The following is a 20,166-nucleotide window of genomic DNA, read 5'->3' on the forward strand; positions in this document are numbered from 1 at the left end:
CTGCGTCGTCCTACCCTGGAGGAAACCCGCGGGTGAGGGGAGCGGTGCTCATGCCCACACTGGCGCGGCACCGGGCGGACGCGGACGACCGGCTCGATCCGACCACCCGCCGGGAGCGGCCGACGATGCCCGGTTCACCGGCTCAGGCCGTGCTCGGTCTGCAGCGCACCGCCGGCAACCGGGCGGTCGCCGGCCTGCTGGCCGCTCGGGCCCCGGTGGCGCAGCGGTACGAGGAGCAGCGGTCCGTGGCGCAGCGGTACGAGGTGCAGGACTGCGGATCCGGCGGAGCGCACCCGCGCAGCCAGGTGGACGCCGCGCACGGCCGGGCCCGCACGATGCTGTCCATCGCGGCGATGGAGAGCGCCGATTCGAGCAATCCGACGGTGCAGGCCCTGGCCCGCAAGTACTTCAAGCTGACCGTCCCGCCGGTGACCAACCGGGAGAAGATCCTGTGGTTCGGCCGGGTCCGCCAGGTGCTGTCCGGCATGTCGACGGGGCAGGACTCCACCACCTACGAATGCGAGCCGCGGCAGACCTGGAAGGACGGCCTGTGCACGCCCGGCTCGTTCGCGGTCACGATCCTGAACATCCACCTGTGCCCGAAGTGGTGGTCGCTGACGTCGATCGACGACCGCGCGTTCGTGCTGCTGCACGAATGGGCCCACAAGCACGGGCCGTCGGTCAACCAGATCTTCGAGACGTACTGCGATGCCAGCGGTTTCGCGAAGGAACCGGCTGAGGATCTGGTCGCTGAACCAGATGCCTACGCGAGCTACATCTTCGAACTGGTCACCGGCGGCGCCCCGACGTCGACGGTCTGTTGAGCGATGGACAGTGCGCCGGTCGTGACATCGGTACCCCGGCACGGGCTGACCGTCGGATCGTGGAACCGGATGAGCACCCGCGCGGACTGCGGTCGGGCCAGGTCGCGCAGGCGGCCGGGTGACCGTGCCAACCCTGCGGTACTCCTGGGCCGTTGCCTCGACGCAGGTTGCGCAGACCTGGCGGCGTGCGCCGGCGACGACCGTTGCCCCGTTCCGTTCGACTGACGGCGTTCCCGGGTCAGGCGGCCGCCGGCCGGCCGGCCGACAGGAAGGTCGTGATCCGGGACCCCAGGTCGCTGGCCGAGGTCACGATCTCCAGGTGCCCGCCCGGCACCAGGGCCAGGGTCGAATGCGGAATCAGCCCGGCCAGGATCATCGCGTTCGCCGGCGGCACGATCGGGTCGTCCGTCCCACCGACCACCAGGGTGCGCTGCTTGATCAGCGGCAGGAACGGCAGACTGGTCCACCACATGACCGCGGACAGCTGGTACAGCCAGCCCCGCAGGTCGGTGGGCTGATGCGCGGCGGTGAAGGCGGATCGTTTGCGGTCCGCGCCCGGATTGGCCGAGATGAATTCGGCGATGACGGCGGCGTCGGCCGCGTCGGCCAGCTCGCGCGGGATGAGCATCTCGCGGAAGGCGTGCGGCGTGCCCGGCACCGACCAGGCCCCGGTGCTGGTGCTGACCAGGATCAGGTTGCGACAGCGGGAGCCGCGTTGCAGGGCGAACTGCTGAGCCAGCGCGCCACCCCACGAGTAGCCCATGAGGTCGACCTCGTCGTAGCCGAGTTCGTCCAGCAGCTCGTCCAGCACCGCCGCCATCTGCGGCAGGCCGTAAGGAAGCGCCACCGCCGGCGAATCACCGACGCCGGGCGGATCGAACCGGATCACCTCGATGGTCGGGTCCAGCGCGTCGACCAACGGATCCAGGATGTGCAGGCTCGCACCGATCCCGTTGCACATGAGCAGCGGCCGCCCCGACCCGTTCCCGGGTCGGACGTGCACGTTCAGCTCCAAGTCGCCGATCTTCAAGGCGGCTGCTCCAGTCCGGCGCGCGGGCCGGTGGGCCGGGCGAGCCACGTCGTGTTCGAGTGACCAGCGCATTGTCACACTCCGTCGCGCCTGCAGCTCCGATGCCGATCGGACCAGCTGGCCGGCATCCGCCGAAAGAGTGACCTGACCTGCACAGACGGTCCGGTGCCCGGTGGACTCGGTGGTCATCGTCACGGTGGGTTTGCGCTGTGTCACACCTACGCCGAACCCGGGGCGGGAGACGTCAGCCGTCGCTGCGGTCCCGACCGGCGAGGTAGTCGAGCACCTGCGGGTCGGCGGTGCCGAACCGGTCGGCCTCCTCGCCGCCGTCGCACCGGCAGAGCGAGACGATAACCTCCTCGGGCCGGCGAGCCAGCACCTGCCAGGTGCCGCCCGCATCCTCCCAGCGGCGCAGCCGGGCGAGGTCGACGGACACGGCGAGGTCGTCCATCCCGCGAGCGTACGACCGGCCGCCGGTGTCCCGGGCGGGCCGACCGTCGGCCTGGTTGGCTAGGACCATGAAGACCATCACCCTCGGCGACGTCGAGGCCCCGAACGTCGTCCTCGGGCTCATGCGGATCGGCGACCTGACCGACGACGAGGTCCGCACGCTGATCGGCGCCGCGCGCGACGCAGGAATCGACTTCTTCGACCACGCCGCCGTCTACGGAGCCGAGTTGCACGGCTGCGAGCGGCGCTTCGCCGAGGCGATGCAGCTCACCCCGTCCGAGCGGGCCGCGATCACCCTGCAGACCAAGGCCGGGATCGTGCCCGACGGACCGTATTTCGACTTCTCCTACGAGCATCTTCTCGCCTCGGCCGAACGGTCGCTGCGGGCGTTGCGCACCGACTATCTGGACGTGTTCCTGCTGCACCGGCCCGACGCCCTGGTCGAGCCGGACGAGGTGGCCCGGGCGTTCGACGAGCTCGAATCCGCCGGCAAGGTGCGGGCGTTCGGGGTGTCCAACCACACGCCGCGCCAGATCGACCTGCTCCGGACCGCGGTGCGCCAGCCGCTGGTGGCCAACCAGCTGCAGCTGTCGATCACCCACTCGCCGATCGTCGCGCAGGGCGTCGCTTCCAACATGGCCGGGTCGGACCAGTCGGTCACCCTCGACGGCGGCGGCGTCCTGGACTACTGCCGGATCAACCGGATCACCGTCCAGGCCTGGTCGCCGTTCCAGGCCGGCTTCTTCACCGGTGTGTTCCTCGGCTCACCGGACTACCCGGAGCTGAATGCGGTGATCGACCGGCTGGCCGCCGCCTACGACGTCCCGCCGATCGCCATTGCCACCGCCTGGATCACCCGGCACCCGGCGAACATGCAGGTCGTGCTGGGCACGACGAACGCCGAGCGGGTCGCCGGGGCCGCGCTCGGCTCGGACCTCCCGCTGACCCGGCCGGAGTGGTACGAGCTGTTCCGGGCCGCCGGGTACCAGGTGCCCTGACCGGAATCGACCACCCGGACCGCGCCGGGCTCCCGGTCCGGGCCGGCTCAGCCCAGGTACGTCCGGAGCACGTCGACCTGCCGGCGGAGCCGGTCGGCGTCGTCGGGCCGGCCGTGCGCGGCGTAGGTGTCGGCCTCGGCCAGCCCCTCGTCGATCTGCGCGCGCAGCACGGTGCGCAGGTCGTCGAGGGTCAACTCGCGTCGGGCCACCTCGGCCGAACCGAGCCCCACGCTGGTGCCGGCGACGTACTCGCTGCTGGCCGGCGGCCCGGTGGCCGGCGCCGGCACGGGAACCGCCTCGGCGTTGTCGAACGACGCGAGCACGGACCGCAACGCCGCGACGGCTTCCTTGTCGCGGGCCTTCATCGCGGTGGTCAGGTCGGCGCGCAGCCGCGCCCGCAGCCGGTCGGGGTCGGAGGTCATGGCCCGATGATGCCCGACTCCCAGCGATCGAGGACCGCGTCGATCGCCGGCCGGACCCGGTCCCGGGCGTCGAACCGCGCAACGCCGCCCATCAACAGCTCGTCGTAGTCGGTGTCCTCGTGCCGGACCGACGCGACGACGGCCAGCCGGACGGCGTCCGGGTCGAGCGCGCGGCCGGCCGCGGTCCGGCCGATCCGGCCGCTGCTGCGTTCCCCCGCGTGCCGGGCGATCCGGGTGGCCCGGTCCGCCGGGCAGGCGGGGAACTGCGCCCGGATGGCGGCGGCCAGCTCGTCGACGAATGCGGTGTCCTGCTCGTCCCGCCGGACCGCCTCCCGGATCCGCCGCCGCTCGCGGGCGTCCGCGTCGGCCAGGCACTCCTGTTCGGCCTTCTCAATGGCGTCGGGCTCGGCGAGGATGCCCTGTCGTTCGTAGCGCCGGCGGCGACTGCTCCACCGGACGACGACGGCGGACAGCGTGCTGTGCTTGCGGGCCCGCCGGGTGAGGGCGGTGTCGCCCCGGGCCAGGAACTCCAGATGGGCCAGGTCCGCGCAGGCCAGGCACAGCGGGCCGGCGTCGTCCATGGTCAGCAGACGGCCTCGGTCGTACGCGGTGCCGCAGTCGGCGCAGGTGAAATCGCGCGTGGATTCGATGACCAGCAGGTCCTTGGGCTTGTCCGCCCCGTCCTCGGTGGGCATGACCTCTACTCTGCCTCGGCGGCGAACCGCTCGTACACCGCCTGCAGCCGGCGCACCAGGGCAGCACCGCCCAGCGGGGCGCCGGGCGGCGGCAACTGCCGCAGCAGCAGGCCGGCGTCGACGGGCAGCACGGCCGGCCGCGGCGGCAGCGGCACCGCCGACCAGAACCGATCGACGTCGGCCGGGGGGTCAGCCACTCCGGTTAGCGCCAGGGCGGCCCCGGCGGTGACCCGGATGTCGGAACGCCCGGCCGGGACGCCCGTGTCGGTCGCGCCTGCGCCGGTCTCGCCCGTGTCGGTCGCGCCCGCGTCGGACCGGAGCTCACGCAGTCGGGCCAGCAGGTCGGCCCGCTCCCGGCCTCGCCAGCGCAGGATGAGGAAAGGGTCGGCGTCGAACGCCTCGGCCAGCAGGTAGAAGGTCGCGGCGAGGTGCTTGCAGGGCACCTGCTGATCCGGACAGCTGCACCGCTGACCCAGATCGCGAACGGTCGTCGGGAACAGGGCCGCGCCGGCGTCGGCGAAGATCTGCTCCAGCTCCGGCGGCACCTCCCCGGCGAGCAGCCGGGCGCTGGGCAGAGCCTGCTCGGACAGCGCGATCTCGGCCTTCGCCCACGCCAAAGCGGGCAGCGGTGCGAAGGAGATGGTCACCTGGTAGGGCCGCACCCGGGAGCCCTGCACGGCGGCGTGCACCACGCCGGGCTCGACGTCCAGCGAGATCACCTGCCCCTTGCGGGCATACGCCCGACCGCGGGTCAGCCGGGTGCCGAGCGCAAAGGACTCGAGCACGGCGAGGAAACGTTTGGACCACCATGACGATCCGATGTCGCCGCGGGCGCTGCGGGCCTTGAGCCCGCCCTCGACCGCGCGGGGCTTCGACGTGGGGTACCGGTCCCAGGAACTCATTCGACCACCGCCCCGGCCTCGAGCGCGAACAGCTCGCGCAGCTGACCGGTGGACAGTTCGGTCAACCAGTCCTCACCGCTGCCGACGATGCGGGCGGCCAGACCCCGCTTGTCCCGGATCATCCCGGCGATCTTCTCCTCGATCGTGCCGGCGCAGACGAACTTCCGGACCTGCACCGCGCGACGTTGACCGATCCGGTAGGCCCGGTCGGTCGCCTGGTCCTCGACCGCGGGGTTCCACCAGCGATCGACGTGCACGACGTGGTTGGCCGCGGTGAGGGTCAGCCCGGTGCCGCCCGCCTTGAGGGACAGGACGAACAGGGCGGGGTCCTCGTGCTGGAAGCGGGCGACCATCTCGTCGCGCGCCGGTTTGGCGACGCCGCCGTGCAGGAACAGCACCTCCCGCCCGAACCGGCCGGTCAGGTGGCCGCGCAGCATGGCCCCGAACTCGGCGTACTGGGTGAACAGCAACGCCTTCTCGCCGAGAGCCAGCACCTCGTCGAGGATCTCGTCGAGCCGCTGCAGCTTGCCGGAACGGCCGGCCACGGCGCCGCCGTCGCGCAGGAACTGTGCCGGGTGGTTGCAGACCTGCTTGAGCTTGGTCATGGTCGCCAGCACCAGGCCGCGCCGTTCGATCCCCTCGGACGACTCGATGCGCTGCAGCATGTCGTCGACCACCGCCCGGTAGAGCCCGGCCTGTTCGGCGGTCAGGTTGCACAGCACGTCCATCTCCAGCTTGTCCGGCAGGTCCGAGATGATCGACCGGTCGGTCTTGACCCGGCGCAGGATGAACGGCTGGGTGAAGGTGCGCAGGCGGGCCGCGGCGTCGTCGTCACCGCGCTTCTCGATCGGCTCGGCGTACCGCTGCTTGAACGTCGTTGCGGTGCCCAGCATCCCGGGGTTGACGAATTCGAAGATGGACCAGAGGTCGGCGAGCCGGTTCTCCACCGGGGTGCCGGTGACGGCGATCCGGGTGCCGGCCGGCAGCGACCGGATCGCCGTGGCCTGCCTGGTCGCGGCGTTCTTGATGGCCTGCGCCTCGTCGACGACGACCCGGCGCCAGGCGATCCGGCGCAGGTCGGCCGCGTCCCGGGCGGCCAGCGAATAGGTGGTGACGATCAGGTCGGCGGCCGCGACGACGTCCGAGAATTGTTTGCCCCGCGCCCGTTCCGCGCCGTGATGGACGTGCACCCGCAGGGTCGGGGTGAACCGGGCGGCCTCCCGCTGCCAGTTGCCGACCAGCGACATCGGGCAGATCAGCAGGCTGGGGCCGGATTCGCCGGCGGCCGCGTCCCGGGCGAGCAGCGCAAGCAACTGGACCGTCTTGCCCAGCCCCATGTCGTCGGCCAGCAACGCGCCGAGGCCGGCCCGGTGCAGGAAGTCGAGCCACGCCAACCCGCGCGCCTGGTAGGGCCGCAACCGGCCGGCGAACGAGTCGGGCACGTCCACCGGCGCCAGCCGCAGCTCGGTGTCCCCGGACAGCAGGTCGCCGAGCCACCCGTCGGCCACGACACTCTCGACCGGGAGGCCCTCGATCAGGCCCTCGATCAAGCCACTGCCGGACCGGTCCGGGCCCGCACCCAGGCCGAGCCGCAGCAGTTCACCCACACTGGCCGTGCCGGTCCGGCCGACGACCCGGAGGCCGGCGGCCAATCGCCGTGCGTCCAACTCGATCCACTGGCCGCGTAACCGGACCAGCGGCGCCTTGGCGGCCGACAGCTCGGCGAGCTCGTCCGCAGTGAGCACCTCCCCGCCGACGGCCAGGTCGTGGCGGAACTCGGTGATCGCGGCGAACCCGACGGCCACGCCGGATCCGGCGACCGCGCCCGGCTGGGCCGGCGTGCTGGCGGTGATCCGAACGCCCAGCCGGGACGCCGGTTTCGTCCACCAGCCGGGTAGCTGCACGCCGAACCCGGCGGTGGCCAGCGCGGGCGCCGCAACCTGCAGGAACGAGTGCGCGGCGGCGGTGTCCAGCGGCAGCACGGCCGGCCGGGCGGTGCGCAGGGCGGCGTCCAGCCCCGGGTAGACGCGGCGGGCCTTGCCCAGTTCGGCCAGCAGCGTCTCCTGCGGCGAATCCAGGTGGCGGGCCAGCGCGGGCAGCGGGCCGCGGGCCTTCCACACCTGGGCGGCGTCGACGACCAGGCTGGGCTCGTCGGCCGCCTGCAGGGCCAGCCGCACCTGAAAGACCTGATCGCGGTCGGTTTCGGCCGGCTCGACGAGCCGGAAGCAGGCCCGGACCGGGCCGGTCAGGACGTCCGCCTGCCAGCCGGCCAGTCCCTCGGCCAGAGCGGCCGCGTCGGCCGCGGTCGCGGTGAAGCGACGCTCGTGGCCGGTCAGCGCAGCCAGCCAGGCCCGGGTCACCGGGTCGCCGTCGCGTCCCGTACCGAGCCGCATCCGGCCGGCCGCCGTGCGGGCGGCGGCATCGACCAGGCTGTCCAGGGCGTCGGCCCACACCGTCAGCGGCCGGTCCGGATCGGCCGCCGCCAACGACGCCGGCCGCGACTGGGCCAGCGCCCGGCTCCACGCCGCGTCGGGCCCGGTGAGCACCGGCCGCCAGGTCGCGCGGGGCGGGTCGAGGTCTACGCCGGGCAGCAGCCGGCCGCGGCCGACGAGGTCGGCGGCGAACCGGCCGAGCTCGATGAGATGGGTGACGCTGGTGGCCAGCACCGCCCGTTCGGGGTCCAGGGCGGCCAGGGTGTCGACGACGGCGCCGGCGTCGACCTCAACGACCGGCACCTGCCACTGTCCGGCCGACAGCGGTCCCGACGACTCGTCCACCCGGTCCCGGACCAGCTGGGGCGAGTCCACCGGCCGGCCGCCGCGAGTGGGCAACCGCACGGCCAGCGTCGTGGACTTTCCCCTGGCCGGTCCCAGCGCGTCGATGAGCCGATCGTGCGGCGCCGCGAACGGATGCGGCCGGACCTTCGGCGCGCGACCGGGTCGTCGCCGGGGCACCTCGATGGTGGCATCCTCGGCCCACAAGGCGAGCCGTCCCGGTCCACCCTCAGGGTCGGGCCGCCACAACGCGTGCACCACGAACACGGCGACCTCGTTCATCCTTGCCGGCAGTCCGCCGACCAGCATGCCAGCCGCCCGGTCACGCCCCCGACCGGCCCGCGGCCCGGCGGCCGGCGATCGCGAGCAGGTCGGCGACCGACCCGAGCGGCTGGGCCGGACCTGGCCAGACCGCCCGCAACTCCCGGCGCAGTGTGACGTTCATCGGCACCACGGCCAGCGTGTCGGTGTCGATCATCGACGCGACGGCGAGGGCCGACAGCACCGCCAGGCCGGCGCCGCTGGCCACGGCGACGCGGACCGTCGCGTTGCTCCCGGCCTCCTGAACCGGTCGGACCGGCGGCAGTCCGCGCTGCTCCAGCGCATGATCCAGCGCGACCCGGGTGCCGGATCCGGCCTCCCGGGTGACCAGCGGCCAGTGCGCCAATTCATCGATCGGCAGGGGCTCGGTGCGGTGGGTCAGCGGATGACCGGGCGGCGCGACGAGCACCAACTCGTCGTGGCCGACGACCCGATGGTTGAGCCCGCCCGGCGCGTCCGGGCCTTCGATGAAGCCGACGTCGCACCGGCCCGCCTGCAGCGCGCCGATCACCTCGGTCGAATTGCAGACCTCCGTGCGAATCCGCAGGTCGGGGTGCTCCCGGCGCAGGGCCCCGATCCAACCGGGCACCAGATTCTCGGCCACGGTGTGGCTGGCGGCGACCGCCAGCGACCCGGGTCCCGTACCGAGCGCGGTCACGCCGTCGGCCAACCGGCGGGCCGCGTCCAGCAGCTGACGCGACCATTCGACGACGACCAGGCCCTGCGGGGTGAGGGTGGCCCCGGTCGTCGACCGGTGGATCAGCGACAGCCCGAAGCGTCGTTCCAGCCGGGCGATCGACCGGCTGACGTTCGGCTGCGCCATTCCGGTCGCCCGGGCCGCGGCGGCCAGACTGCCGTGGTCGGCGACCGCGACCAACGCCTCGATCGCGGCGAGGTCGGGCCAGGTAGCCATATCCACAGGATATCTCCCCGGTAGCGAATCGACGGCTACCGGCGATCGCCCCGACGCAGCACCCTGAAGTGCATGACCACCGCGTTGCGCCCCCCGACCACGCCCGTCGCGCTGCCCCCGGCCGGACCGGCCTGGTACGGCGCGGTGATGGGCACGGGAATCCTGGCCACGCTCACCCAGACTCTCGCGCCCGGGTCCTGGGTGGCGCCGGTGCTGCTGGTCATCGGATGCACCCTGCTGCTCGGCCTGACCGGCGCCTTCCTCGTCCGTTCGGTGCGCTCTCCGGGAACCCTGACCGCCAGTGTGCGGCCGGGACCGCTGCCGTTGTGGGGCATGGTCGCCATGGGGTTGCTGTCGGTCGGCGCCGCGACCGCGACCGTGCTGCCCGGCTGGATGCCGAACCTGGCCGCCACCGGGATGCTGGTCGACGGGGGGCTGTGGATCCTCGGGACCCTGCTCGGGCTGGCCACCGCGATCGGCTTCACCACGGTGCTGGTGCGCGGGCAGGGAGGCGCCCCGAGCACGGTCTGGGGACTCGCCGTCGTGCCGCCGATGGTGTCGGCGACCGTCGGCGCCGGTCTGGTGCCCCACCTGCCGCCGACCCTCCAGGTGGCGATGCTGCTGACCTGTCTGACCTGTTTCGCCCTGTCGCTGACGCTGGGCGGCGTCATCTTCGCCATCGCCTACCACCACCACTGGCGCGTCGCCGGGCTGCCGATCGCGGCCAGCACGACGGCCTGGATCCCGTTGGGCGTCGTCGGCCAGTCCACTGCCGCCGCGCAGGCCATGGCGGTCGCCGCCGCTGCCCTGCCCCCGGCACCGGTGGCCGGCGTCCTGCAGAGCGTCGCCAACGACTACGGCGTGCTGATGCTCAGCCTCGGGGTGCCGCTGGCCGGCTGGGCCGTCGTCATGACGATCCGCGGCTTCCGCCACCGCATGCCGTTCGTCCCCGGCTGGTGGTCGCTGACCTTCCCCATCGGCACCCTGGCCCTGGGCAGCCACCTGTTGGGCGTCGGCACCGGGATGACGGTGTTCCTGGTCGCCGGGGTGGCCTGCTGGCTGACGCTCTGCGGCACCTGGACGCTGTGTGCCGCGGCCAGCATCCGGGCGGTGCTCGGTCGGACTCAGACGACGAGCAGGTCGACCTCGTAACGCCGGATATCGGCGTCCCGGGTCACCAGGGTCAGGCCGTCCAGTGTGGCCTGAGCGATCAGCATCCGATCGAACGGATCTCGGTGAAGGGGAGGCAACCGGCCGGCGGCGATCGCGTGCCGATGCGTCACCGGCAGCTCCCGGAATCCGAGCCCCAGGATCCGCTCGGCCAGGTCGGCCGGGCCCGTGAGCTTGCCGGCGGCCTGCTTGATCGTGATCTCCCAGAGGGAGACCGGGCTGAGGAAGATGTCCGGATCGTGCCGGAGCCGGTCGAGCAGGACGGGATCCAGCGTCGGATCGGCGGTGATCCCCCAGAGTGCGACATGGGTGTCGAGCAGCAGACTCACGCGCGGATGCCGAAATCCTCGGCAATCTCGGCGTTGGTGCCCGGCGAGTCCCAGTCGTCGTCCAGCTGAAGGCGCCCGGCCAGCGAGCCGATTCCCGAGCGGTTGACCCGGCGTTCCAGGGGGACGATCTTGACGACGGGCGTCCCGGCGCGATCGATGATCACTTCCTCGCCTCGCTCCACCCGCTCGATGATGCGCGACAGGTGGGTCTTGGCCTCATGCACGTTGAAGTGCACAGGATCCGCCGACATCCTCACCATCCTCACTTAGTCAAGTCCTTAGTCTACCCGCAGGCTTCCGATCTCAGGCCTGATCCCGATACCTTCCGCCGCATCCGACGCAGGCCCGGTCTCGCGTCCTCGATGCCGGGGTCGATGATGAAGCCGTGCCCACCACGACGGTCCTGCGCGGCGGCCACGTCCTCGATCTGACCGACGGGACGTGGCGCACCGCCGACGTCCGGATGGACGACGCAACGATCACGGCGGTCGGCGCCGATCTGACCGCGCCTGACGCCGACGAGCTGGACGTCACCGGCCGGTACCTCATGCCGGGTTTGATCGACGGGCACGTGCACGTCACCGCCTTCTCGGCCGAGCTGCGGGACCTGGAGGACACTGCGGGCTCCTACGTCACCGCGCACGCCGCCCGGACCATGCGGGCGATGCTGGGCCGCGGGTTCACCACCGTGCGCGACATGGGCGGCGCCGATCACGGCCTGGCCCGCGCCCAGGCCGAGGGCCTGCTGACCGGGCCGCGGCTGTTCTTCTGCGGGCACGCGCTGAGCCAGACCGGCGGTCACGGCGACATGCGGCCGCCCGGCGACCGACGGCCGCCGGCCGGAGGCGGCCTCGGGTCGGGGATCAGCACGGTGGCCGACGGGGTGGACGCCGTCCGGCGGGCCGCCCGGGAGGAGCTGCGGCGGGGCGCGGACCACCTCAAGATCATGGCCTCCGGCGGCGTCGCCTCCCCCACCGACCGCGTCGACTCGACGCAGTATTCGATCGCGGAGATCACTGCGGCGGTCGAGGAGGCGGCGGCGGCCAACCGGTACGTCGGCGCGCACGCCTACACCGCGCGGGCGATCAACCGGGCGCTGCGGGCCGGGGTGCGCAGCATCGAGCATGGCAACCTGCTCGACGCCGAAAGCCTGACGCTGCTGCGTACCCGCGACGCCTTCCTCGTGCCGACCCTGGTCACCTACTGGGCGCTGCAGCGGGAGGGTCGCGAGCACGGACTCTCGGCAACCAGCTGGGCCAAGGTCGAGGCCGTCCTCGGCCGCGGGCTGGCGGCGGTCGAGCGGGCCCACGGGGCGGGCGTGCGGATCGTCTTTACCAGAACGAGGAGTTCCGGCTGCGGGCCCAGGTGCAGCCGGTCATCGACGTCATCCGGTCGGCCACGACCACCGCGGCCGCGCTGCTGGGCCGGTCCGGCACGCTCGGCGTCCTGGCGCCCGGCGCGGTGGCCGACGTGCTGGTGCTCGACGCCGACCCGTTGGCCGACGTCGCGGTGCTCGCCGACATCGGGGAGCACCTGCGGGCAGTGCTTCAGGACGGCGTCGTCGTGCACGGCGTCCTCAGGCCTGACCGCTAGACGGTCCTACACCGCGGCGGCCGCGGTGACCCGCCCGTCGACCAGCTCGACGACCTCGTCCAGCCGGGGCAGCTGCGCCAGATCGTGGGTGACCAGCAGGGTCGCGGTGCCCTGCTCGGCGGTCAACCGCAGGATCAGCTCGACGACGGCGGCCCCGGCGGCCGAGTCCAGGGCGCTGGTCGGCTCGTCGACCAGCAGCACCGCCGGCCGGTTGACCAGCGCGCGGGCCAGGTTGACCCGCTGCCGCTGGCCGCCGGAGAGCTGGTGCGGGCGGCGGGCGGCGAACCCGTCCAGGCCGACGGCGGCCAGCAGTTCGCGGCCCCGCTCCCGGACCTCCGCCCGGCGCCGGCGCGACCCGGGCTCGCCCAGCTCGTTCATCACCTGGATCTGCTCCAACGCGTTCAGCGAGGGCAGCAGGTTCGCCTGCTGGAACATGATGCCGATGCGGGTGCGCCGCAGGTGGGCGGCATCGGCCAGGGACAGGCCGGCCGCCTCGGTGCCGTCGATGCTCACCCGGCCGGAGTCCGGCCGGACCAGGGTGGCGGCGACGGCGAGCAGGCTGGACTTGCCCGATCCGCTGGGCCCGGTGATGCCGGTGACCGTGCCCGGCCGTCCGGTGACGGTGACGTGGTCGAGCGCGGTGACCCGGCCGTCGCCGTCGGGGTAGGTCAGGGTGACGTCGTCGAGGGTGATCATCGGTTGCTCCCGAGGGCGGTGAGGGGGTCGGCGGAGGTGACCGGGCGCAGGGCCAGCACGGCGCCGATCAGCCCGAGGGCGATCAGCAGCGCCGCCGGCAGCAGCGTGGTCAGCGGAGAGAGCAGGAACGGCACGGCGCCCGGCAGGGCGAGGCCGGCGGCGACCACCACGAGCGTGCCGAGGCCGACGCCGACCGCGAGGACGACAGCGGCCTGGCCCAGGCTGTCCTTCCGCAGCGCACCGTTGGCCGCGCCCAGGGCCTTGAGGATGGCAACGTCGCCGCGCCGCTGCATGCCCCAGACCACGAAGAACGCGCCGACGACGACGGCCGAGATGGCGAACAGCAGGCCGATGATCAGGCCGAGGGACCCGATCTCGGACTTGAACGCGCCGATCAGGGGCAGCGCCATCAAGGGGCTGGACGACTGGGTGCCGGCGGCCGCGTCGATCGCCGACCAGTCGGCGTCCCCGCGGGCCACCATCACGGTGGCGGTCGCGTCGCCGGCGCCGGTGGTGCGGTTCATCTGCTGCCAGTCCGGCAGAGTCAGCCAGACGACCGGCGTGTGTGAGTACCAGGCGCTGGGCGTCACCGCGGTGACGTCGTAGGTCCGACCGGCCAGCTGCACCGGGTCGCCGACCCCGGCGCCGAGCGCGGTGGCCGCGTCGGCGGACAGCGAGACGGTCCCGGAGGCCGTGGGCGCGGCGGGGTCGAGGGTGGCCGGGGCGCCGAACAGGGCGACGCCGGCGGTCGTGTCGCCGTGCGCGGCCCGTAGCTGGCTGATGCCCAGCGGATCGGCATCGGCGTCGGTCTGCCACTGCGCGACCTGGTCGGCGGACAGGGACGAGTCGGCGAAGGATTGCGCCCCGGCGCTGCTGACGATCCGGGTGGCATCGAGATTCAGGACGGCCGAGACGTTCTGGGCGGCCAGGCCGCCGGTGAGGCCGGACAGGAAACCGACCAGGACGGTGATGAGGGCGACGACCCCCGCGATGAGGGCGAACCGGCCGCGCGCGGCACGCAGGTCCCGCCAGGCGACGAACACGTGAGTGACTCCTTGGTGATCTGGTTGATGTCCTCCATGCTGTCGTCCCGGCATCGTCGGGGCATCGCCCGGGCGACCGGCTTCCCCGGGCCGGTGGGTGGAGCCGGGGCTCCGCCTTTCGATGGATTCGCCGGTCCCGGCCGCTCCGATACCGTGGGCGAAATGCCTGCGTCCTCGCTCACCCCGGTCTTCGTGGGGTTGCGCACCGGGCTGCACATCGTGGTCGTCGGGCTGACCGTCTTCGTCGTTGCCCAGGCCTGGTCCGGGGACTCACGCGGCCCGGTGATCGCCGTGGCCACCGGCTTTCTCGCCGTGTACGGGGCGGGGTTCGCGGCCGGCGCGGATCGAAACCGGAGCCGGTTCTGGAGCCGGATCTGGATTGCCACGCTGTCGGTGCTGTGGATCGGCCTGCTCTGGTTCACCCCGGCGGCGGCGTACCTGGCGTTTCCGCTGTTCTTCCTCTATCTGGCGGTGATGCCCGGCTGGCGGGGACCGTTCACCGTCGCGCTGGCCACCGTGTTCGCGGTCGTCGGCGGTGGCATGCACGGCGGCTGGAGCGTGGGCGGCGTGGTCGGCCCGCTGGTCGGCGCGGCGATGGCCCTGCTGATCGGCGCCGGGTACCGGTCGCTGCTGCGCGAGTCCGCCGAACGGGAGCGGCTGATGGCCGAACTCGTCGCGACCCGGCAGGAGCTGGCCGACCGGGAACGGGAGGCCGGCGCCGCGCAGGAGCGGGAGCGGCTGGCCCGCGAGATCCACGACACCCTCGCGCAGGGCCTGTCCAGCATTCAGATGCTCCTGCAAGCGGCCGAGCGGGCCGACCCGTCCGGTCCGGGTGCGGCCCAGGTCCGGCTGGCCCGGGAGACCACGGCGGACAATCTGGCCGAGGCGCGGGCGCTGGTGCGCGAGCTGAGCCCACCTCCGCTGGCCGGCACCGGTCTGGTCCCGGCGTTGCGCCGGCTGGCGCAGACGCAGTGGAGCCGAACGGATCTCACTATCGACGTGGTCGGTGACGACACGGTCGACCTGCCGATGGCGACGCAGACCGCGCTGCTGCGGATCGCCCAGGGGACGATGGCCAACGTGCTGCAGCATTCCGGGGCGACCCGGGCCACGGTGAGCGTCTCGCGCAGCGGCGGGTGCGTGCGGCTGTCGGTCGTCGACAACGGGGCCGGTTTCGACCCGGACGAGGTGTTGACCGGCTCGGGGCGGCCGGACTCGTTCGGGCTGGCCGCCGCGCAGGCCCGGGTGGAGCAGCTGGGCGGGTCGCTGCGGCTCGACTCCGCGCCCGGCCGGGGCACCGCCGTCACCGTCGAGATCGCCGGGGTACCGGCATGATCCGCATCCTGCTCGTCGACGACCATCCCGTCGTCCGGCTCGGCCTGCGCGCGCTGTTCGACCTGGAGGACGACCTGACGGTGGTCGGTGAGGCGGCCACCCCGGACGAGGCGGTCGCCGCGGTCGGCCGGCTCCGGCCCGACCTGGTGCTGATGGACCTGCAGCTCGGCCGGGCCGGCAACGGCGCCGACGTCACGCAGATCATCCGCTCACTGCCCGATCCCCCACCGGTGCTGATCCTGACGAACTACGACACCGACGGCGACATCATCCGCAGCATCGAGGCCGGGGCCAGCGGTTACCTGCTCAAGGGCGCGCCGCCGGACGAGCTACTGCTCGCCGTCCGGTCGGCTGCGGCCGGTGAGAGCGCCCTCGCCCCACCGATCGCCACCCGCCTGCTGGAACGGATGCGCACCCCGCAGACCAGCCTGAGCACCCGGGAGATCGAGGTCCTGGACCGGGTGGCCGCCGGCCGCAGCAACGGCGAGATCGCCCGCGAGCTGGTCATCACCGAGCAGACCGTCAAGTCGCACCTGGTGCACATCTACACCAAGCTCGGCGTCTCCTCCCGCACGGCGGCGGTGTCGCTGGCCCGGGACCGGGGCATCCTCCGATCCTGACCGGCGGGGCGCGGAGGCCTGCGATCGAGTCGCCACCTTCGGCCCTTGCCGGCGCCGGTCGAGGGCGACAACCGGCACGTCGAGCCGGCCGTCCGGGCCGAGTACCCGCCGTCAGGGTGCGGCTCGCCACGACGCTCCGTCCGCTGATGGCCGCTCGTCGGGGGCCGGACGGAGCAACACGACCAAAACCACCGCGAGCCAGATGCCGCTGGCGAAAGCCCCGGCAACGACGTCGCTGAGGTAGTGCATGCCGCGGTAGACCCGGGACGCGGCCACGATCACCGGGATGGCCAGGCCCACGGCGGCCAGCACCCGGGCCAGGGGCCGGTGGGGCACGGTCCGCAGGGCGAGCACGGCCAGGCACACGTACAGGGCGACCGCCGCACCCGTATGCCCCGACGGGAAACTCGAGGTGGGCGGCGCCTCGTCGAGCCGGACGACCGGCGGCCGATCGCGGCGCACCAGCGCGGTGATGGCCAGGAAGATCAGCAATTCACCGATGACGGCCACCACGACGATCACCGACTCCCGCCACCGGCCCAGCCACCAGCGCAGCAGCACCACGGCGACCGCCGTCACCACGAGGGCGGCGAGCGTGTCGGCCATTGTTGTCCCGACGTGGGTGAGCGTGTCGAGCAGCGGCGTCCGCCGCGCGACGACCCGCTGCGTGGTCGCTGCGTCGAGCCGGGTCAATCCCGGGAACGACCCGGTGACCAGCAGGGTGCCGACCAGCCACATCAGGCCGATGATCGCGAGTGCCGCGGCGAACAGGGGAAGTCCGGCACGAAGCGCGATCGTGCGAACGTCGTGCCCGGTCGGCCGTTCCCCGGTCGACGAGCGGCTGTCGATGGCCACGGCGCCTCCTTCAGCCGCACAGTTCCCCGCTCGGACCTCGGCGACTCACGCGCTCGTCGGCAGCGACCGGGTCAAGACCCCCGGCCGACTACGGCGACGCTTCATCACGCGCCCCCGCGCCGCGTTCACCGCAGGACTGGTGCCTCCGGATCGACCCACGTCTGCGCCAACTTTTCCAGGGTGCCCTCGACGCGCATCCGGTCGACCGCCGCTGACACGCAACCGGTCAGCGCGGAACCCTTCTTCAACAGAACCTTGAACTGCGTGGGCTGCTCCATGGGATCGGACGGCAGCTGACCGATCACTCGCAGGCCGGGGTCCGCCTGGGCGGCCGCCAGCGCCGACGGAATCGAGAGCACCATGCCGTCCACCGCTCCGGCGGCCAGGCCGGCCAACGCCTGCTGCTGATCACCGAACGCAACCGGATCCGACCCGGTCACCCGGGTCGCCGTAGCGAATGCGGGCGTCTGGGACACCGCACCCAGTCGCAGTGCGGCCACGCCCGCCACGGAGGTGGGTGCCGCTGCGCCGCCCTGGCGCATGACGAGCGCGTCGGTCACCGAGAAGTACCCGGTCGAGTAGTCGGCGGTCGGGGTGCCCCTATCGGGGGCGGTGAACTGGTCAAGAGCGAGGTCGAAGCCGCCGGCGACACCAGCAGCCGCCTGTGCGCGGTCGACGTCGACCCAGGCGACCCGTTCGGGGCCGTACCCCAGGGTCTCGGCCAGGGCATACGCCACCGATGAATCCAACCCCTGGCCGGATTCGGGTGACTGGCCCAGATACCAGGGACTCGCGCCGGGGATCTCCGCGGCGATGGTGAGGGTGCCGGAGGTCACGGTCGGCAGCGCCCCGCTGGCACAATCCGGCAGCGCCGGGACCACCGTTCCGGCTGCCGTCGGAGGCGCCGCCGGAGTGGCCGCCGACGTCGTCAACGATGTCGACGAGCCGGGCGTCGCGCAACCGACGAGCAGCGCGGCGGCCCCCACCGCCGCGATCAGCCGTCCCCACCGATGAGCCACCGAACCCCCTTGGTCACCGATCACGCCGTCACCAAGCCTATATTCCTCGTCGGCCCGGTACGCGGCGGTGCGGCCATTGCCACAATGCGTCTGAATGCGGGACGTTCGCGCCGCGGGTGCCCTCGGAACATCCGAATCCGGCAGGCACCCGGCGCCGGCAGCAGGCGACTCGTATCGACTCCGAGACCGCCGGCACCGCCCCGACATCCGGCCCGGCACGCAACACTGGGTCCGCCGCCGGGTACGGAATTCGACGAGCACCCACGGGGGACCGGCTCGGTCGGCGGCACATCCATCACGACGAGCACCCGCCTGCGTCACCGGTCATGTGATCTGGCCGCCGCGGGTCGACCATGACCCGGAGACGCCGGGCACTCCGCGGAAGAGCCACAATGCGCCGTCCGCCCCGCGAGCGAAGGCCGAGATGCCGGCACCCGAGGGATCCAGCACGAGAGCCGGCGCGGACGTGACGATGCCCCCGACCGGTGCGCAGCCGGCCACCAGGCCGCCGTCGCTCGATCGGTAGGCCACCACCCGTCGGTTCCCGTCCCGTGCACGTGCGGCATACGCGGGGGCCGAGGCCACGAAAAACCCGGCCGCGCTGTAGCCACCCGGCCCCTCCGAGCCGAAACGGAGTTCCCACAGCGCCCCGTCCGAGCCGCGAACCCCCACCGTTGCCTGACCGCTGTCCGGGTCCACGGTGGCACCCGGGGCCGACGTCAACCCACCGCCTCGTGGAGTCCACGAGGACCATCCGGACCCTGTCCACGCCATGGACCACAGCTGCCCGTCGTCGCCCCGGCCGTAGATGTCGAGGGTTCCCGGGGAGAAGGACACCACGGCCGGGGACGCCGTCAGCCGTCCGCCCAGGTCCTCCCACCCGTTCCATGGACCGTAAAAGGACCCTCCGTTGTGATACAGGTGCCGGTCGGTGCCCACCGCGAATACATCCAGCCGATTCCCGCCCCACGACGTCACCGCCGGTCCGTACAGGATTTGACCACCCAAACTCGAGAAATCTGGGCCTGCGTCGGGTGATTGGGACCAGACCGCGCCGTCGCTGCCGCGCACGAAGACGATCGTCCCGGAATCCGTGCGAGTCGCGGCCACGCCCGCACTCGGGATGGAGTTGGTCGCCTGGTCAGTGGGGCAATTCAGCGGCACCGCTGCCTGCTGGATCAAACTGGCACTGTTCGTTGCGGTTGCCCGCATTGGATCCGGATAATTTGTGCTCAACTGCAGCACCGCGACGAAATACTGGTCGGTATAGCCCACCGAATGGATCGCACACGGCGTATACGTCCAGAAGCTGTCGCACCCCCATCCCTGCTTCGAGCCGTGGTCGCCACTCAGGGCGTTCAAACCGAACCCCTGGTTGAAGCCATCGGATCCGAACTGCGCCGTCTGGCTCATCACCGGGAGGAGCCAGGGACCGACCGCGGGATCCTGGGACGCCGCGAAAAGGAACCGTGTCATGTCCGCGGCCGTGATTCGAACGGCTCCCCAGTGCCCGACTCGGTCGGTGGCGTTGGTGGTGTGCGCGAGGCCGTAGCGCCCGGCGATCGTCGGCACCGCGCTCGGCGTGAACAGCGCGGACGCCGTGTCGTCGTCCGACAGGCGCAGCATGTAGCTCAGCCTGTCCAAGGTTGACGACGGCGTCTGCGAGTACCCGCCGTAGGAAACGATGTAGTAGCTGGCCAGGAACAGCTTCATGATCGATTCGGAGGCAACCTGGCTGTCCGCGTTGCCGGTCTGGGCCAGCGTTTGACCGGTACTCCGGTCAACCACACTGATGAACGACGTCACCGAACGAGCAGAGGCATAGGTGGCCGCTTGGTTGACCGCCTCGGCCGGCGTCGCCGCCGACGCCGAGTTCGCCGAAATCAGGCTGGTGGCCATGACCAAGATCGTGACCAGCACCAGCCGTGTGAACCGAACCATGCGACCCCCTCGACCCGGCCGGTCACCCCGAGGCGAACCCGCTGGCGTGATCGTAGCCAACGGTGGATCAGGGAACCCGCCATGAGACCGCACTGGCCAGCGGCGCCTGCGCGCCTGGGAAAACGCTGGTCGACGCGACCGGGTCCGAGCAGCGAACAGCGGGAAGCGCTCGTCGGCGTCGCCCTGGCTCCGTTCGCCGAGACCGGCCTGGCCGGCCGGTGACCCGATTGCTCGGG

19 protein-coding genes and 1 pseudogene are annotated in these 20,166 nt (G+C 72.4%); 6 read left to right on the top strand and 14 right to left on the bottom strand.

All coding sequences use genetic code 11. The features are described from left to right. The first annotated feature begins 50 nt into the window (after positions 1–50). A complete protein-coding gene (locus tag ACILSK_RS17825; protein ID WP_395728521.1) occupies positions 51–824 on the top strand; it encodes a hypothetical protein in 774 nt (257 codons plus the stop codon). A 238-nt stretch (positions 825–1,062) separates the two neighbouring features. Here the strand turns inward: ACILSK_RS17825 and ACILSK_RS17830 are convergent, their stop codons facing one another. Then, positions 1,063–1,854: an alpha/beta fold hydrolase gene (locus ACILSK_RS17830; RefSeq protein WP_395728522.1), complete on the bottom strand. Its 792-nt coding sequence runs from the start codon at positions 1,852–1,854 to the stop codon at positions 1,063–1,065. Positions 1,855–2,098: 244 nt separating this feature from the next. After that, positions 2,099–2,305 (bottom strand): hypothetical protein, encoded by a 207-nt coding sequence (locus ACILSK_RS17835; protein WP_395728523.1) that lies wholly within the window; start codon positions 2,303–2,305, stop codon positions 2,099–2,101. Between the two features lie 67 nt (positions 2,306–2,372). On the opposite strand from ACILSK_RS17835, the gene ACILSK_RS17840 reads away from it, so the two are divergent. Continuing rightward, positions 2,373–3,302 (top strand): aldo/keto reductase family oxidoreductase, encoded by a 930-nt coding sequence (locus ACILSK_RS17840; protein ID WP_395728524.1) that lies wholly within the window; start codon positions 2,373–2,375, stop codon positions 3,300–3,302. Between the two features lie 47 nt (positions 3,303–3,349). Here ACILSK_RS17840 and ACILSK_RS17845 read toward each other — a convergent pair whose 3' ends face one another. Genes ACILSK_RS17845 through ACILSK_RS17865 form a run of 5 tightly spaced genes read right to left on the bottom strand, consistent with a single transcriptional unit; the run spans position 3,350 to position 9,329 of the window. Then, positions 3,350–3,724, bottom strand: coding sequence for a hypothetical protein (locus tag ACILSK_RS17845; RefSeq protein ID WP_395728525.1), 375 nt, complete (start codon positions 3,722–3,724; stop codon positions 3,350–3,352). Then, positions 3,721–4,419, bottom strand: a complete 699-nt coding sequence (locus tag ACILSK_RS17850; RefSeq protein ID WP_395728526.1) for a DUF2293 domain-containing protein — start codon at positions 4,417–4,419, stop codon at positions 3,721–3,723. Before ACILSK_RS17850 ends, ACILSK_RS17845 begins: the two co-directional genes overlap by 4 nt. A 5-nt stretch (positions 4,420–4,424) precedes the next feature. Next, complete coding sequence (locus ACILSK_RS17855) at positions 4,425–5,321, bottom strand: SWIM zinc finger family protein (protein ID WP_395728527.1); 897 nt, start codon at positions 5,319–5,321, stop codon at positions 4,425–4,427. After that, positions 5,318–8,377, bottom strand: coding sequence for an SNF2-related protein (locus ACILSK_RS17860; protein ID WP_395728528.1), 3,060 nt, complete (start codon positions 8,375–8,377; stop codon positions 5,318–5,320). The genes ACILSK_RS17855 and ACILSK_RS17860 overlap by 4 nt, the downstream gene beginning before the upstream one ends. Positions 8,378–8,417: 40 nt before the next feature. Beyond that, entirely contained in the window at positions 8,418–9,329 is a 912-nt protein-coding gene (locus tag ACILSK_RS17865; protein ID WP_395728529.1) for a LysR family transcriptional regulator, read from the bottom strand. A 72-nt stretch (positions 9,330–9,401) separates the two neighbouring features. Between ACILSK_RS17865 and ACILSK_RS17870 the strand changes: the two genes are divergently transcribed. Continuing rightward, complete coding sequence (locus ACILSK_RS17870) at positions 9,402–10,481, top strand: TDT family transporter (RefSeq protein ID WP_395728530.1); 1,080 nt, start codon at positions 9,402–9,404, stop codon at positions 10,479–10,481. Here the strand turns inward: ACILSK_RS17870 and ACILSK_RS17875 are convergent. After that, positions 10,454–10,828: a type II toxin-antitoxin system VapC family toxin gene (locus tag ACILSK_RS17875; protein ID WP_395728531.1), complete on the bottom strand. Its 375-nt coding sequence runs from the start codon at positions 10,826–10,828 to the stop codon at positions 10,454–10,456. The two genes, ACILSK_RS17870 and ACILSK_RS17875, sit on opposite strands and share 28 nt — an antisense overlap. Further along, the gene (locus ACILSK_RS17880) at positions 10,825–11,079 is read right to left on the bottom strand and encodes a type II toxin-antitoxin system Phd/YefM family antitoxin (protein WP_395728532.1); all 255 of its coding nucleotides are present in this window, start codon (positions 11,077–11,079) and stop codon (positions 10,825–10,827) included. Before ACILSK_RS17880 ends, ACILSK_RS17875 begins: the two co-directional genes overlap by 4 nt. Positions 11,080–11,213: 134 nt before the next feature. Here ACILSK_RS17880 and ACILSK_RS17885 point away from each other — a divergent pair. Continuing rightward, positions 11,214–12,421 (top strand): annotated as a pseudogene (locus tag ACILSK_RS17885) (amidohydrolase family protein). A gap of 6 nt (positions 12,422–12,427) precedes the next feature. Here the strand turns inward: ACILSK_RS17885 and ACILSK_RS17890 are convergent. Together ACILSK_RS17890 and ACILSK_RS17895 are read right to left on the bottom strand one after the other, a co-directional pair. Further along, complete coding sequence (locus tag ACILSK_RS17890) at positions 12,428–13,117, bottom strand: ABC transporter ATP-binding protein (protein WP_395728533.1); 690 nt, start codon at positions 13,115–13,117, stop codon at positions 12,428–12,430. Further along, positions 13,114–14,160 carry an FtsX-like permease family protein gene (locus tag ACILSK_RS17895; protein WP_395728534.1) on the bottom strand — a complete coding sequence of 349 codons (1,047 nt, stop codon included), beginning with the start codon at positions 14,158–14,160 and terminating at the stop codon, positions 13,114–13,116. The genes ACILSK_RS17890 and ACILSK_RS17895 overlap by 4 nt, the downstream gene beginning before the upstream one ends. 162 nt (positions 14,161–14,322) lie before the next feature. Between ACILSK_RS17895 and ACILSK_RS17900 the strand changes: the two genes are divergently transcribed. Then, complete coding sequence (locus ACILSK_RS17900; RefSeq protein WP_395728535.1) at positions 14,323–15,495, top strand: sensor histidine kinase; 1,173 nt, start codon at positions 14,323–14,325, stop codon at positions 15,493–15,495. Then, a complete protein-coding gene (locus ACILSK_RS17905; protein ID WP_395728536.1) occupies positions 15,492–16,115 on the top strand; it encodes a response regulator in 624 nt (207 codons plus the stop codon). Before ACILSK_RS17900 ends, ACILSK_RS17905 begins: the two co-directional genes overlap by 4 nt. Positions 16,116–16,226: 111 nt before the next feature. On the opposite strand, the gene ACILSK_RS17910 is transcribed toward ACILSK_RS17905, so the two are convergent. The 3 genes from ACILSK_RS17910 to ACILSK_RS17920 all read right to left on the bottom strand — a co-directional run bounded on the left by ACILSK_RS17910 (position 16,227) and on the right by ACILSK_RS17920 (position 19,888). After that, entirely contained in the window at positions 16,227–16,970 is a 744-nt protein-coding gene (locus tag ACILSK_RS17910; RefSeq protein ID WP_395728537.1) for a phosphatase PAP2 family protein, read from the bottom strand. Positions 16,971–17,095: 125 nt separating this feature from the next. Then, positions 17,096–17,989 carry a transporter substrate-binding domain-containing protein gene (locus tag ACILSK_RS17915; RefSeq protein WP_395728538.1) on the bottom strand — a complete coding sequence of 298 codons (894 nt, stop codon included), beginning with the start codon at positions 17,987–17,989 and terminating at the stop codon, positions 17,096–17,098. A 324-nt stretch (positions 17,990–18,313) separates the two neighbouring features. After that, positions 18,314–19,888: a hypothetical protein gene (locus ACILSK_RS17920; protein WP_395728539.1), complete on the bottom strand. Its 1,575-nt coding sequence runs from the start codon at positions 19,886–19,888 to the stop codon at positions 18,314–18,316. Positions 19,889–20,166: the final 278 nt, after the last annotated feature.

The organism is Nakamurella sp., assembly GCF_044224575.1.
Lineage (GTDB): Bacteria > Actinomycetota > Actinomycetes > Mycobacteriales > Nakamurellaceae > Nakamurella.

What these genes read in the sequence shown, in the direction of transcription:
- ACILSK_RS17825 (WP_395728521.1), top strand. Translation starts at nt 51, where the DNA reads ATGCCCACACTGGCGCGGCACCGGGCGGACGCGGACGACCGGCTCGAT.
- ACILSK_RS17845 (WP_395728525.1), bottom strand. Translation starts at nt 3,724, where the DNA reads ATGACCTCCGACCCCGACCGGCTGCGGGCGCGGCTGCGCGCCGACCTG.
- ACILSK_RS17870 (WP_395728530.1), top strand. Translation starts at nt 9,402, where the DNA reads ATGACCACCGCGTTGCGCCCCCCGACCACGCCCGTCGCGCTGCCCCCG.
- ACILSK_RS17920 (WP_395728539.1), bottom strand. Translation starts at nt 19,888, where the DNA reads ATGGCCACCAGCCTGATTTCGGCGAACTCGGCGTCGGCGGCGACGCCG.
- ACILSK_RS17840 (WP_395728524.1), top strand. Translation starts at nt 2,373, where the DNA reads ATGAAGACCATCACCCTCGGCGACGTCGAGGCCCCGAACGTCGTCCTC.
- ACILSK_RS17905 (WP_395728536.1), top strand. Translation starts at nt 15,492, where the DNA reads ATGATCCGCATCCTGCTCGTCGACGACCATCCCGTCGTCCGGCTCGGC.
- ACILSK_RS17880 (WP_395728532.1), bottom strand. Translation starts at nt 11,079, where the DNA reads ATGTCGGCGGATCCTGTGCACTTCAACGTGCATGAGGCCAAGACCCAC.
- ACILSK_RS17860 (WP_395728528.1), bottom strand. Translation starts at nt 8,377, where the DNA reads ATGAACGAGGTCGCCGTGTTCGTGGTGCACGCGTTGTGGCGGCCCGAC.
- ACILSK_RS17890 (WP_395728533.1), bottom strand. Translation starts at nt 13,117, where the DNA reads ATGATCACCCTCGACGACGTCACCCTGACCTACCCCGACGGCGACGGC.
- ACILSK_RS17900 (WP_395728535.1), top strand. Translation starts at nt 14,323, where the DNA reads ATGCCTGCGTCCTCGCTCACCCCGGTCTTCGTGGGGTTGCGCACCGGG.
- ACILSK_RS17835 (WP_395728523.1), bottom strand. Translation starts at nt 2,305, where the DNA reads ATGGACGACCTCGCCGTGTCCGTCGACCTCGCCCGGCTGCGCCGCTGG.
- ACILSK_RS17855 (WP_395728527.1), bottom strand. Translation starts at nt 5,321, where the DNA reads ATGAGTTCCTGGGACCGGTACCCCACGTCGAAGCCCCGCGCGGTCGAG.
- ACILSK_RS17850 (WP_395728526.1), bottom strand. Translation starts at nt 4,419, where the DNA reads ATGCCCACCGAGGACGGGGCGGACAAGCCCAAGGACCTGCTGGTCATC.
- ACILSK_RS17865 (WP_395728529.1), bottom strand. Translation starts at nt 9,329, where the DNA reads ATGGCTACCTGGCCCGACCTCGCCGCGATCGAGGCGTTGGTCGCGGTC.